This is a genomic window from Neorhizobium galegae bv. orientalis str. HAMBI 540 (assembly GCF_000731315.1).
In the GTDB taxonomy this organism is placed as follows: Bacteria; Pseudomonadota; Alphaproteobacteria; order Rhizobiales; family Rhizobiaceae; genus Neorhizobium; species Neorhizobium galegae.
Genome location: NZ_HG938353.1, coordinates 57,085 through 69,153 on the forward strand (window position 1 = coordinate 57,085; position 12,069 = coordinate 69,153).

The 12,069-nt window shown below is 60.5% G+C and carries 12 protein-coding genes; 5 read left to right on the plus strand and 7 right to left on the minus strand.

The window, feature by feature from the left end:
- The first annotated feature begins 89 nt into the window (after window positions 1-89).
- Entirely contained in the window at window positions 90-956 is an 867-nt protein-coding gene (locus tag RG540_RS00300; RefSeq protein WP_038583435.1) for an LOG family protein, read from the plus strand.
- A gap of 72 nt (window positions 957-1,028) precedes the next feature.
- On the opposite strand, the gene RG540_RS00305 is transcribed toward RG540_RS00300, so the two are convergent.
- Window positions 1,029-1,685, minus strand: coding sequence for an EF-hand domain-containing protein (locus tag RG540_RS00305; protein ID WP_038583438.1), 657 nt, complete (start codon window positions 1,683-1,685; stop codon window positions 1,029-1,031).
- A gap of 109 nt (window positions 1,686-1,794) precedes the next feature.
- Window positions 1,795-2,508 carry a pyrimidine 5'-nucleotidase gene (locus RG540_RS00310; RefSeq protein WP_038592740.1) on the minus strand — a complete coding sequence of 238 codons (714 nt, stop codon included), beginning with the start codon at window positions 2,506-2,508 and terminating at the stop codon, window positions 1,795-1,797.
- Window positions 2,509-2,613: 105 nt separating this feature from the next.
- Between RG540_RS00310 and RG540_RS00315 the strand changes: the two genes are divergently transcribed.
- Both RG540_RS00315 and RG540_RS00320 read left to right on the plus strand, forming a co-directional pair.
- The gene (locus tag RG540_RS00315; protein WP_038583441.1) at window positions 2,614-3,516 is read left to right on the plus strand and encodes a DMT family transporter; all 903 of its coding nucleotides are present in this window, start codon (window positions 2,614-2,616) and stop codon (window positions 3,514-3,516) included.
- Between the two features lie 72 nt (window positions 3,517-3,588).
- On the plus strand, window positions 3,589-4,362 hold the full coding sequence (locus RG540_RS00320; RefSeq protein ID WP_038583445.1) for an isocitrate lyase/PEP mutase family protein: 774 nt from the start codon (window positions 3,589-3,591) through the stop codon (window positions 4,360-4,362).
- 19 nt (window positions 4,363-4,381) lie between these two features.
- On the opposite strand, the gene argB is transcribed toward RG540_RS00320, so the two are convergent.
- A complete protein-coding gene (gene argB, locus RG540_RS00325) occupies window positions 4,382-5,269 on the minus strand; it encodes an acetylglutamate kinase (protein WP_038539277.1) in 888 nt (295 codons plus the stop codon).
- Between the two features lie 350 nt (window positions 5,270-5,619).
- Between argB and RG540_RS00330 the strand changes: the two genes are divergently transcribed.
- Entirely contained in the window at window positions 5,620-6,177 is a 558-nt protein-coding gene (locus RG540_RS00330) for a fasciclin domain-containing protein (protein WP_038583448.1), read from the plus strand.
- An 85-nt stretch (window positions 6,178-6,262) separates the two neighbouring features.
- Here the strand turns inward: RG540_RS00330 and yihA are convergent, their stop codons facing one another.
- From yihA to rpmH, 4 genes are all read right to left on the minus strand, one after another.
- The gene (gene yihA / locus RG540_RS00335; protein WP_038592743.1) at window positions 6,263-6,910 is read right to left on the minus strand and encodes a ribosome biogenesis GTP-binding protein YihA/YsxC; all 648 of its coding nucleotides are present in this window, start codon (window positions 6,908-6,910) and stop codon (window positions 6,263-6,265) included.
- Window positions 6,911-7,062: 152 nt separating this feature from the next.
- Complete coding sequence (gene yidC / locus RG540_RS00340) at window positions 7,063-8,868, minus strand: membrane protein insertase YidC (protein WP_038539288.1); 1,806 nt, start codon at window positions 8,866-8,868, stop codon at window positions 7,063-7,065.
- Entirely contained in the window at window positions 8,868-9,260 is a 393-nt protein-coding gene (gene rnpA, locus RG540_RS00345; RefSeq protein ID WP_038539293.1) for a ribonuclease P protein component, read from the minus strand. Before rnpA ends, yidC begins: the two co-directional genes overlap by 1 nt.
- A 28-nt stretch (window positions 9,261-9,288) precedes the next feature.
- Window positions 9,289-9,423, minus strand: coding sequence for a 50S ribosomal protein L34 (rpmH, locus tag RG540_RS31470; protein ID WP_080719113.1), 135 nt, complete (start codon window positions 9,421-9,423; stop codon window positions 9,289-9,291).
- A 489-nt stretch (window positions 9,424-9,912) separates the two neighbouring features.
- Here rpmH and RG540_RS00350 point away from each other — a divergent pair, with 489 nt between their 5' ends.
- Entirely contained in the window at window positions 9,913-11,940 is a 2,028-nt protein-coding gene (locus RG540_RS00350; RefSeq protein WP_038583451.1) for a methyl-accepting chemotaxis protein, read from the plus strand.
- The last annotated feature ends 129 nt before the right edge of the window (window positions 11,941-12,069 follow it).

The following is a 12,069-nucleotide window of genomic DNA, read 5'->3' on the forward strand; positions in this document are numbered from 1 at the left end:
CCATTTGGTGTCTTTTGATCTAAGCGACCGCCACTCAAGCGTCAATGTGAATTGGCGTCAATGCATTTGACGCCGGAAGGATCATGCGAATGGCAAAGGCGAAAAAGGATGGCCCGCGACGCAAGGACGGGGCCTGGGATCCGCTGAAGGACAACAAGGCGGACAAAAACGACGCCGCAGTCCAGCCGAGGACGCCGCAGACGGAATCGCACTCTTATCGCCTCGCCTATGCGGATGACGAGTTTCTTAGCCGCGAGGAGCTTCGCCCCGTCCGTCTCCAACTCGAGCTGATGAAGACCGAAATGGCGCTCGCCGAGCGCGGCATCAAATCGACCGTGGTGCTGTTCGGCGGCGCGCGCATCCCGGCGCCCGGCCAGAGCGCCTGGGCCGCCCGCAACGATACGCAGCGCCAGAACCTCGAGGCGGCTTCGGTTTATTACGAGGAGGCGCGCAAGTTCGCCGCCCTCTGCGGCAGGCATTCCGCAAGTTACAACCATCAGGAATATGTGGTGGTGACCGGCGGCGGGCCGGGCGTCATGGAGGCCGGCAACCGTGGCGCGGCTGACGCCGGCGCGCCGAGCATCGGCCTCAACATCATGTTGCCCCACGAGCAGGCCCCGAACCGCTACGTAACGCCGGAGCTCAGCTTCAATTTCCACTATTTCGCCATCCGCAAGATGCATTTCATGATGCGGGCCAAGGCAGTCGTGGTGTTCCCCGGCGGGTTCGGCACGCTGGACGAAATGTTCGAGGCGCTGACCCTTATCCAGACCAAGCGCATGGAACGCATGCCGCTTATCCTGTTCAGCGAAGCCTTCTGGCGCGGCATCATCAATTTTGGCGCGCTCGCGGAATTCGGGACCATTGCTCCGGACGACCTCAACCTCATCAATTTCGTGGAGACCGCGGAAGAGGCGTGGAAGATCATCTCGGATTTCTACGATACCGAAAAATAAAAGAACCCGCCCCTTGGGGGAAGGGGCGGGTCTTTTGGACGACTGTCGGAACTAGTTCCAAGGGGCGGAGAACTAGAGGGGGCGGTCCGGCAGGTCGTCGATGGAAATGGTTCCATCCTTGTTGGTGTCCATGCGGGCGAACAGCTTGTCGGATGCGGCAGAAGCTTCCGCCTTGGTGATCTTGCCATCCTTGTCTTCATCGACCATGCGGAACATCCCCTGGCCCATCATCTGGCGGCCATGCGGGCGTTCCCAGCGGGCGTCCTCGCGGCCCCAGCCATGGCGGCCCTGGCCGTCGCGGTTCCAGGCGGAATGATCGCGGTCACGGCGATGGTCGTCGCGCCGATCGGCCATGTCGCGGTTGGACTGGTCGTCCTTTTTGTCCGCGGTGTTGGCGACTTCCGGCTGGTTGTTCTTGCGGAACTCTTCCATCTTCGCCTGGCGATAGTCGAACATTTCGCCGCGCGTGAGGGTGCCATCCTTGTTGGCGTCGATGGCCGCAAAGAGCTTGTCCTGGAAGGCAGTCATCTCGTCCTTGGAGATTTTGCCATCCTTGTCGGCATCGGCGTTCTTCAGCAGGCGGACGAACATCACATCCTGCATCATGGCGCGGCCGGGACCATTATGGCGGTCGGGACCATCACGCCCTGGGGCTGCAAAGGCCGGGATGGCTGCGCCGGCGATCAGCGCTGCTCCGAGGGTCGCCAGAACGATCTTTCTTGCGGTCATTGTGGTGGTCCTTCAGGTTGTTTCGATAGCCTGAAGATAGAGACCGCCGCGGTCAAAACCACTTAAACATCCGTAATGTGGATGAACTTTTCGTAATGGCGATAAAACGTTAGCGGATGTTGAGACCGGTGAGGAAACCCGTCAGGTCGTCGGTCACATAGTCGATGTGATCGTCCTCATCGGTAAGCTTTTCCCAACGTTCCATCAGCACCGCATCCAGATTGCGGGGCACCAGAAGGATGGTGCGCATGCCGAGCGCCTTCGGCACCTGCAGATTGCGCGGCAGGTCCTCGAACATCGCAGCACTTTTTGTATCGACCCGGTGCAGGCTGGCGAATTTGTCGTAAGTCGCGCCTGCCGGCTTCGGCACGTAGTCGGCCGCAACGATGTCGAATATGTCGTCGAAATTATCGAGAATGCCGAGTGCCCGCGCCGCCGCTTCCGCATGCGGCACGCTGCCATTGGTGAAGATGAACTTGCGGCCGGGAAGCGCCTTGATCGCCTCGCCGAGCTCCGGGTGCGGCAGGAGCGCCGAATAGTCGATCGCATGCGCCTGTTCGAGAAACCCGTCCGGCTCGATGCCATGGTTCAGCATCAGGCCCTGCAGCGTCGTGCCGTGCTCATGGTAATATTGCTTTTGCAGCGCTTTCGCTTCCGCCGGCTCCAGCTGCAGCAATTCCTGCACATAGGCCGTCATGTTCTTGTCGATCTGTGCGAACAGATTGATGTGATGCGGATAAAGCGTGTTGTCGAGATCGAACACCCAGTTGCGGACGTGGGCGAAATCGGCGGGATCGGGCAAGGTCTGCGGCTTTTTTTCCATGGCCGCTTTATGCACCGCCTCAGCGGCAAAGAAAACGAAAAAGACGAACGCTTTCAGCCGCGACCGACCTTGGCGATCTGCCGGAACGCGTGATACCGCCAGCATATGGAACTCTGGATCCCCATCACCATCGCCGCCGCCTTCCTGCAGAACCTGCGCTCTGCGCTGCAGAAGCATCTACAGGGGTCTCTTGGCACGCGCGGAGCGAGCTTCGTGCGCTTCGGCTACGGTTTTCCGATCGCGATCCTCTATGTCCTCTGCCTCCATTATTTCGTCGGTTATCCGTTTCCGACGCTGAACTGGATCTTCGCCTTATGGGCGGTGATCGGCGGGCTGGCGCAGATCTTTGCGACCATGATGCTGGTGCATCTCTTTTCGCTCAGGAATTTTGCGGTCGGAACGGCTTATTCCAAGACCGAGCCGGTGCAGGCTGCCATATTCGGCTTCATTCTGCTCGGCGAAAAGCTGACGCCGGGCTCGGTTGCCGCAATCATCGTCGGCGTGACCGGCGTGATGACGATCTCGATGGCGCGCATGCCGCTGTCCTGGCGCAACATGCTGGTCGCCATGACCAGCCGCACCGCCCTCATCGGCATCGCCTCGGGTGCCGTCTTCGGTATTTCGGCGGTGTCCTACCGCACCGCGTCGTTGTCGCTCGGTGGTCCGGGCCCGGTCATGGAGGCTGCCGTGACGCTCGCCTGTGTCACGACCTTCCAGACCGCTTTCATGCTGGTCTGGATGTTCTGGAAGGACAAGCGCGAGATCGTCCAGGTCGTTCTCTCGTGGCGGTCGTCCTCTCTTGTGGGCCTGGCTGGCGTCGTCGGTTCGGCCGGTTGGTTCACGGCCATGACCCTGCAGCAGGTCGCCTATGTCCGCGCTCTCGGCCAGATCGAGCTCGTCTTCACGTTCATGGCGTCCTATTTCCTCTTTCATGAACGGGTGAACCGCATGGAAGTGTTCGGCTGCTCGCTGATCGTCTGCGGCATTCTGGGGCTGATCTTTTCCTGATCGCCGCCCGATTTGCGGCGGCATCCGTCACCGAATCCGGTTAAGGTAAGCCTATCAACGGGAGGATCTTCGATGTCTCAGAGCGACAAGGCAGCCGCGTTCGCAGCACTTCACCAGAAGGGCAACCCGGTCATCATCTACAACATCTGGGATGCAGGCACTGCCAAGGCGGTTGCGGATGCTGGGGCGAAGGCGCTCGGCACCGGAAGCTGGTCGGTCGCCGCAGCGCAAGGGTATGCCGACGGCGAGAACCTGCCGCTCGATGCATTGCTTGCCACGGCGAAATCGATCACCGCGGCCGTCGACCTGCCGCTTTCGGTGGATTTCGAGGGCGGTTATGCGGAAGATCCGGCCGAGCTGGCGGCAAATGTCGCCAGGGTCATTGACGCGGGTGCGATCGGCATCAATTTCGAGGATCAGGTCATCGGCGGCAGCGGTATCTATCCCGTGGAGCAGCAGGCCGATCGCATCCGTGCCATCCGGGCCTTGGCAGACACACGCGATATGCCGTTCTTCATCAACGCCCGGACCGATCTTTTCCTTCAGGAAGGCGACCGGACAAAGCATGCCGCGCTTCTCGATCAGGCGATCGAACGCGCCAGAGCCTATGCCGAGGCTGGGGCCAACGGTTTCTTTGCGCCGGGACTGGCCGATGAGGGGTTGATCGAGACGCTCTGCAAGGCCTCGCCGCTTCCGGTCAACATCATGATGTTCAGTGGCGTTCCGTCGCCGAAACGTCTTGGTGAACTTGGTGTCGGCCGGGTCAGCTACGGGCCGGGTCCCTACCGGGCGATGATGGTGAAGCTGAAGGAAGACGCGGCGGCGGTTTTCACCGCCGCCGGCTGAGCATTGGAGGCATCAGCGATCAGGGTACGATCAGTGTGCCGGCGCCGTGTTCGGTGAAGATTTCGAGCAGGACCGAATGGGCGGTCTTGCCGTTCAGGATGACGACGCCCTGCACGCCGGCCTTGATCGCCTCGATGCAGGTCTCGACCTTCGGGATCATGCCGCCGGAGATCGTGCCGTCCTTGATGAGAGCCTGGGCCTGGGCGACCGTCAGTTCCTTGATCAACTGCTTGTCCTTGTCGAGGACGCCCGGAACGTCGGTGAGGAAGAGCAGACGGGTGGCGCTGAGCGCGCCGGCGATGGCGCCCGCGAACGTGTCGGCATTGATGTTGTAGGTCGCGCCGTCGCGGCCCGGAGCAACCGGGGCGATGACCGGGATCATTTCCGACTTGGCGAGCAGGTCGAGCAACGTGCGGTCAACTTCCACCACCTCGCCGACGAAGCCGAGGTCGAGAACCCGCTCGATATTGCTATCCGGATCGATGACGGTCTTCTTGGCCTTTTCGGCGAAGACCATGTTGCCGTCCTTGCCGCAAAGGCCGATCGCCCATTCGCCGGTCTGGTTGATCAGCGCGACGATTTCCTTGTTGATCGAGCCGGCGAGAACCATTTCGACGATCTCGACCGTCTTCTGGTCGGTGACGCGCAGGCCGGCTTCGAACTTGGATTCGATACCCATCTTCGTCAGCATGGCGCCGATCTGCGGGCCGCCGCCATGCACGACGATCGGATTGACGCCGGACTGCTTTAGAAGCGCGATATCCGCCGCGAACGCCTTGCCGAGCTCGGTATCGCCCATGGCGTGACCGCCGTATTTCACGACGATCGTCTTGTTTTCGTAACGCTGCATATAAGGCAGCGCCTGCGCCAGAAGCTTTGCCTGAAGTTCACTTTCGGAAGCCGTCATGGGATACCCCTGAATATTGAGTGTGGCCTTTTAGCGCATGTTTTTGACAGAGGAAATAATAAGTCCGGAGATTATCGCGCAATCGACGGAGCGGTGCAGGTCAATGGAGCACCACACGCCGGCACGAACGCAAGTTGGGGACATGTTGGTCCCGTAAATTGGGGGCAATGCCGTAAATATAGGATAATAAAACCAAAGGTTTAATAGTTTATTTTCGGCTTTCTCATTGCCGCTGAAACTCTTCTTCTCCGGCTCCCGTCTCTTGTGATGTCTCCGCAAAGTCGGGACGTCAGGCCTTGGGAGGCGCGCGTCCGCGCCGGGGCAACAAGATTCGTTGAGAGGAAGCCATCATGTTGAAGACCGCATTCCGCACGCTCGCCATCGCGACCGTTATGTCCGCCACCACTGTCACCGCCTTCGCCGCCAACCCGAAGGTCGGCGGTGCTGCCATGTATGAAAACAAGAACATCGTCGAAAACGCCGTGAATTCCAAGGACCACACGACGCTCGTCGCGGCCGTCAAGGCTGCTGGCCTCGTCGATACGCTCCAGGGCAAGGGTCCGTTCACGGTCTTCGCGCCGACCAACGAAGCCTTCGCGGCACTGCCCAAGGGCACTGTTGAAACGCTGCTGAAGCCGGAAAACAAGGCTCAGCTCACCAAGGTGCTGACCTGCCATGTGGTCGCGATCAGCGCCATGTCCACCGCCATCGAGAAGATGATCAAGGACGACAAGGGCACGCATGACGTCAAGACCGTCGGCGGCTGCATCCTGAAAGCCAAGGAAAGCATGGGCAAGATCACGCTCACCGACGAAATGGGCGGCGTCTCCAATGTCACGATCGCCGACGTCAAGCAATCGAACGGCGTCATCCACGTGGTCGACAAGGTTCTGCTGCCGAAAATGTAAAAGCCGGTTACGCGTTTGGGGCTTTTACATCAGTATCCGGTCGCCTCTCCTGGGGGTGGCCGGATCTGCCGTTTCAAGAACAGCGTCAGACCGGGCGGCCGACGGTTTCGGCAATCGCCTGGCGCAGTTCGTCTATCCCCTTGCCCTTTTCGGACGAAGTGGAGAGCACGAACGGGAAGGCGGCGGGATGCTTGCGGACCTTTTCCTGAGTCTCGGCCAGCAGCTTCACCACGGCTGGTTCCTTGATCTTGTCCGTCTTGGTCAGCACGATCTGGTAGGAGACGGCGGCCTTGTCGAGGAGGTCCAGGACTTCGTCGTCGTTCTTCTTGATGCCGTGGCGGCTGTCGATCAGCACATAGACGCGCTTCAGCGTCGCGCGGCCGCGCAGATAGTCGAAGACGAGCTTGGTCCAGGCGTCCACATTCTCTTTCGGGGCCTTCGCGTAGCCGTAACCCGGCATGTCGACCAGCGCCATGGGGGGCAGGTCGTCTCCGCCTCCGGAATAGCCGTCTGGCACGAAATAGTTGAGCTCCTGGGTTCGCCCGGGGGTATTGGAGGTGCGCGCCAAAGCCTTCTGGCCGACGAGCGCATTGATCAGCGACGACTTGCCGACGTTCGAGCGGCCGGCAAAGGCGACTTCCAGCGGGCCTTCCGGGGGTAGGAACTTCATCGAGGGCACGCCGCGGATGAAGATCCAGGGGCGGCCGAATAGCGGTTTGTCGTCCGTGCTCATGTCTGCGGGCATCGGTTCTGGTCGTCCTGTTTTGTCGAAGGGCACGGCTTCAAGGTTTTGGCCGGCAATGTCAAGCTTTTGGGCTTTTCAGCCCTTTCCCTAAAAGAAAAACCCCGGACGAGCCGGGGTTCTCATTCGCTTATCGGCAGGCGCTATTTTGTCGGCGCCGGTTTTCGTCGGAAGAGGCCCTTCAGATTGTCGAACAGCTCCACCTTCGCACCATGGCGCTTCATGATGATTGCCTGTTGCGTCACCGACAGCGTGTTGTTCCAGGCCCAGTAGATGACGAGACCTGCCGGGAAGGACGACAGCATGAAGGTGAACACCAGCGGCATCCAGGTGAAGATCATTGCCTGGGTCGGATCCGGCGGCGTCGGGTTCATGCGCATCTGCAGGAACATGGTAACGCCCATGACGAGCGGCCACACGCCGATCATCAAGGCATGCGGCACGTCGTAGGGCAGCAGGCCGAAGAGATTGAAAAGCGAGGTCGGGTCGGGGGCGGACAGGTCCTGGATCCACCCGAAGAACGGCGCGTGCCGCATTTCGATGGTGACGTAGATGACCTTGTAGAGCGAAAAGAAGATCGGAATCTGCAGGACGACCGGCCAGCAGCCGGCGATCGGGTTGATCTTTTCTTCCTTGTAAAGCGCCATCGTCGCCTGTTGCAGGGCCATTCGGTCGTCGCCGAACTTGGCTTTCAGCTCTTCCATCTTCGGCTGCATGCGCTTCATGTTGGCCATCGAAGCGTATTGCTTGCTGGCCAGCGGGAAGAACAGCGTCTTGACGACGATGGTGGTAAGCAGGATCGCCACGCCGAAATTGCCCACGTGACGGAAGAAGAAGTCCATCAGTTGGAACATCGGCTTGGTGATGAAGTAGAACCATCCCCAGTCTATCAGGCGGTTGAACTGCGGAACGCCGAATTCCGTCTCGTAGCGCGAGACCAGCGGCACTTCCTTGGCGCCAGCGAAGACGAGGTTCTTGATCTCGGTCGACTGGCCCGGCTGAACCGTCAGGTCATCGCCCTTGTAGTCAGCCTGATAGCTCGCCTGACCGCCGGTGAAATGCGAGAAGCGCGCCACATAGGGCAGCGTCTGCGGTGGCACGATGGTGGCAGCCCAGTACTTGTCGGTGATCCCGAGCCAGCCGGTCTTGGCCTTCTCGTTGGTGTACTGCTCTTTTTCGATATTGGCGTAGGTATGCTCGTTGAGGCTGCCGCTCTCGCCCATCACACCGATGAAGCCTTCGTGGATGACCCAGACGGCAGGCGTAGCCGGCTTGTTGTTGCGGATGACGCGGCCATAAGGCGTCAGCGTCACCGGGGCGGCGGTCTTGTTGTCGATCTTGTCGGCAACGGTCAGCATGTAATGGTCGTCGACCGAGACGGTGCGCGTGAAGGTGACGCCCTTCTCGTTGGTGAAGGTCAGCGTCACCGGGGTCTGCTGTGTCAGCTTGCCGCCGCTTGCGAGCGTCCACTGCGTGCCGGTACCGGGAGCCGTGCCGATCGTTTCATTCGGGATATACCCGACTTCCGTGAAATAGCCATCCGTCGTGTCGGATGGCGAGAACAGCGTGATGATCGGGCTCTTTTCGTCGACGGTTTCACGATATTCACGCAGCTTGAGGTCGTCGAAACGGGCGCCGGTCAGGTTGATGGAGCCGATCAGAGCAGGCGTCTCGATCTGTACGCGTTGCGACCGGGCCAGCGCCTGATCGCGGGAGAGTGCTGCAGTTGCCGGGTTCGCGCCAGGCAGGTTCCCCAGTACGCCGGAACCACTCTGAGCGCCGGGGCTTTCCGGCGAAACAGGCTGGGCGCTCTCGCCCTGAAGCGCACGGCTGGCTTCTTCGGCGCGCCGCTGGGCTTCCATCCTCGGGTTCATATAGAGGAACTGCCAGGCAAGAACGATCAGCACCGAGAGCGCGATCGCGATGAAGTAATTGCGGTTCTTTTCCATCATGCTTTCCTGGAACGGGTCTCCTCGGACCGCTTTGGTCTCGGCTTGCTTTCGATACGCTCGATAAGCTGAGCCGTCATATCCGCAAAGGGGGCCTTAAGCACCTCCCGCCGCGCGACAATCACATAGTCGTGTCCGTTCTTCATTGCAAATCCGGCAGATTGCCTCACCACCTCGCGGAGGCGGCGGCGCATGCGGTTGCGTTCGACCGCGTTGCCATGTTTCTTGGTAACGGTGAAACCGACGCGCGGCGCTTCGTCCGGCTGGTTCCGATCAAGGACTTCCAGAAGGAAGTTCCGGCCCCGGCGGGCTTCGCCTTCCCGGACGGCAAGGAACTGCGGCCGGCTTTTAAGCCGCCCGACAGTTTTCTCGTTCTTTGTCTCAGTCGTCATCGCCCGGTCGTCTCGGGCATCTCAGGCCTTAGGCCGAGAGACGCTTGCGGCCACGGGCGCGACGTGCGGAGAGAACCAGACGACCACCTTTGGTGGCCATACGGGTGCGGAATCCGTGGCGGCGCTTGCGAACAAGCTTGGACGGTTGATAGGTACGCTTCATTTATTTTAATACCGCGGTGTGCGGCCCTTCTTGGAGTTTGCCGTCATCACGACGGCAAGAGCGCTTCGGAAAAACGATCTGCGCAGGCGGCCGCATGCGTGCAAGCCCGCCGGAGCTGAACGTGGGCGGCTTATAAGAGGACTCCGCCGGAAAAGTCAATCGCTGCCGGGCTTTTTTGCTCGTAAGCCGAGAGCCGGTTGATCTTCTATCAAAGCGCCCCGCTGCGACATTGCAGTGCGGCTGCGCTAATATTTCCCCCATGAATTGAGGGGTAAGAAATATAAGATGTGAGGCATCTTCCCTATCAAACGTCAAATCTCTCAACCGTTGAGAGCGCCGGGAGAAATCATGCCCTCCAAGGCTGCGCAGATACCTTTTTCTCTAAGCGTTTCTTTAATTTCTAAAGGCTAATTTTAGCATTGAATGGAAGAGAAGCTGGTTACGAGCCAGCCCTTCCTCACACGATAAGTCGCGTTGGAAGGGAAAGAAATGAGAATTCGAGGGAAAATCAACCTCCTCGTCGGTCTGATGAGCCTCGTGGCCTGCTTTATTGGCGGAATGGCGCTGTTTGCCATGGCGGAATATCGGCAGATGATGGTTCAATATGAACTGGCCGCAGACCGCGCCCACAAGGGCGAGCACCTTAACCGGCTCGTCACGGCCGTCGTGATGGACTCCCGAGGCGTCTACATGTCGAAGGACATCAAGGAGGGCGGAAAATTCGGCGACGGTATCCTCGGTTACCTGGATGAGATGGGCAAGCTTCTCAAGGATTGGGACAAGATCGTCCCTGCCGATGAACGCGTCGCATTCGACAAACTGCTCGCTCGTTCCAAGGAGTTCACCGGCTTTCGGACCGAGACAGCCCGCCTTGGTCGGGAGGTGAGCCCGGCTGCGGCCAACGAGCAGGGCAATAACGACGCCAACCGAAACAACCGTAAAGCTTACCAGGTCGAGATCGATGCGATCGTCGCCACCGACAAGGCCGTTCTCGCCGCCGTTAATGAAGAACTCAACAACTTCACGCAGACCCTTTTTATACTCGTCTCCGCAGTTACCCTGGCAGGCGTAGCCACCGGTGCCGGTTTTGGCCTTTACCTGGGACGCCGCCAACTCAGCCATCCGATCACGGATCTGACCCGGTCCATGAAACACATTGCTGCCGGCGAATTCGATACGGTCGTCGGCGGGGCGGATCGCGCCGACGAGATTGGCGATATGGCCGCCGCGATCGAGATCTTCCGCAAGAACGGCATCGAGGTCGCGCGCATGAATGCGTCCGAAGCGACCATGCGCGGCAAGAGCGACGATCTGCAGGCGCGCATGGCGGCCGTCGTCGCGGCCGCCGCGGACGGAGATTTCACCCGTCGTATTGACAAGCAATGGGGCGAGGAGAGCCTCGACCGTTTCGCCCGTGACGTCGACATGCTCGTTGAGAGCGTCGATGCCGGGGTGTCCGAAACCCGGCGCGTCGTAAAAAGCCTTGCCGACGGCGACCTCACCGACAGCATGCGGGGCACGTTCAAGGGTGCATTTGCCGAGCTGCAGCACAATGTCAACGGCACCATGGATACGCTGCGTGGCACGATGCGCAATGTCCGCACCGCCACGGGCTCTATCAACGGGAGCGCCGCCGAGCTGAGCCGGGCGACCAACGATCTGTCTCGCCGCACCGAACAGCAGGCCGCCGCGCTGGAGGAAACTTCAGCCGCGCTCGCGCAGATCACCGCCGTCGTCAAGAGTTCGACCGAGCGGGCACACGAGGCAACCGTCATGGTCGGCGAGGCCAAGCAGAGCGCGGTCCAGTCGGGCGAGGTGGTGCGCAGTGCCGTCGACGCTATGGGCCGCATCGAGCAGGCCTCCCGCGAGATCGCGCAGATCACCAACGTCATCGACGAGATCGCCTTCCAGACCAATCTTCTGGCTCTGAACGCCGGCGTCGAGGCAGCCCGCGCAGGCGAAGCCGGCAAAGGTTTTGCCGTTGTTGCCCAGGAGGTTCGCGAACTCGCCCAGCGCTCGGCAAGTGCCGCAAAGGACATCAAGGCGCTGATCAGCAAATCCGGCGAGGAAGTCGCCGGAGGCGTGATGCTGGTCCAGAAGACCGGCGAAGCGCTGTCGGAAATCGAAACCCGCGTTTTGAGCATCAACGACCATATCCACTCGATCGCCGTCGCCTCCCGCGAGCAGGCGACCGGGCTCGGTGAGGTCAGCAGCGCCGTCAACCAGATGGACCAGGTGACCCAGCAGAACGCCGCCATGGTCGAAGAGACGTCGGCCGCGACCCAGACCCTTTCTTCCGAGGCCGACAGTCTGTTTGCGCTGGTCTCCAATTTCGACATCGGCCAGGAGAGCGAGCGCGTCGCCGAACCGGTCAGGGCCCCGCGGCCCGTCGCGGCGGCTGCGGTTCATCGGCCGCGCGTTTCTCCGGTGAAGGCGATGACTGGCGCACTCTCGCGGGCTTTCGGCGGAACGGCCACCGCAACGGCAGCCGTTGCCGGGGATTGGGAAGAATTCTGATCCAGTTTCACCTAGCAACCGAATAAGGAAGCGGAGATGGGCAACCCTCTCCGCTTTCTCTTTTGCACTGCGGCAAAGGGGCTGGTAAAAAACCGCTGAAGCCCTAGAATGGCTGATCATCCCTGTGCC

Coding starts and splice junctions, on each gene's coding strand:
- RG540_RS00300 (WP_038583435.1), top strand. CDS start 90: ATGGCAAAGGCGAAAAAGGATGGCCCGCGACGCAAGGACGGGGCCTGG.
- RG540_RS00305 (WP_038583438.1), bottom strand. CDS start 1,685: ATGACCGCAAGAAAGATCGTTCTGGCGACCCTCGGAGCAGCGCTGATC.
- RG540_RS00310 (WP_038592740.1), bottom strand. CDS start 2,508: ATGGAAAAAAAGCCGCAGACCTTGCCCGATCCCGCCGATTTCGCCCAC.
- RG540_RS00315 (WP_038583441.1), top strand. CDS start 2,614: ATGGAACTCTGGATCCCCATCACCATCGCCGCCGCCTTCCTGCAGAAC.
- RG540_RS00320 (WP_038583445.1), top strand. CDS start 3,589: ATGTCTCAGAGCGACAAGGCAGCCGCGTTCGCAGCACTTCACCAGAAG.
- argB (WP_038539277.1), bottom strand. CDS start 5,269: ATGACGGCTTCCGAAAGTGAACTTCAGGCAAAGCTTCTGGCGCAGGCG.
- RG540_RS00330 (WP_038583448.1), top strand. CDS start 5,620: ATGTTGAAGACCGCATTCCGCACGCTCGCCATCGCGACCGTTATGTCC.
- yihA (WP_038592743.1), bottom strand. CDS start 6,910: ATGAGCACGGACGACAAACCGCTATTCGGCCGCCCCTGGATCTTCATC.
- yidC (WP_038539288.1), bottom strand. CDS start 8,868: ATGGAAAAGAACCGCAATTACTTCATCGCGATCGCGCTCTCGGTGCTG.
- rnpA (WP_038539293.1), bottom strand. CDS start 9,260: ATGACGACTGAGACAAAGAACGAGAAAACTGTCGGGCGGCTTAAAAGC.
- rpmH (WP_080719113.1), bottom strand. CDS start 9,423: ATGAAGCGTACCTATCAACCGTCCAAGCTTGTTCGCAAGCGCCGCCAC.
- RG540_RS00350 (WP_038583451.1), top strand. CDS start 9,913: ATGAGAATTCGAGGGAAAATCAACCTCCTCGTCGGTCTGATGAGCCTC.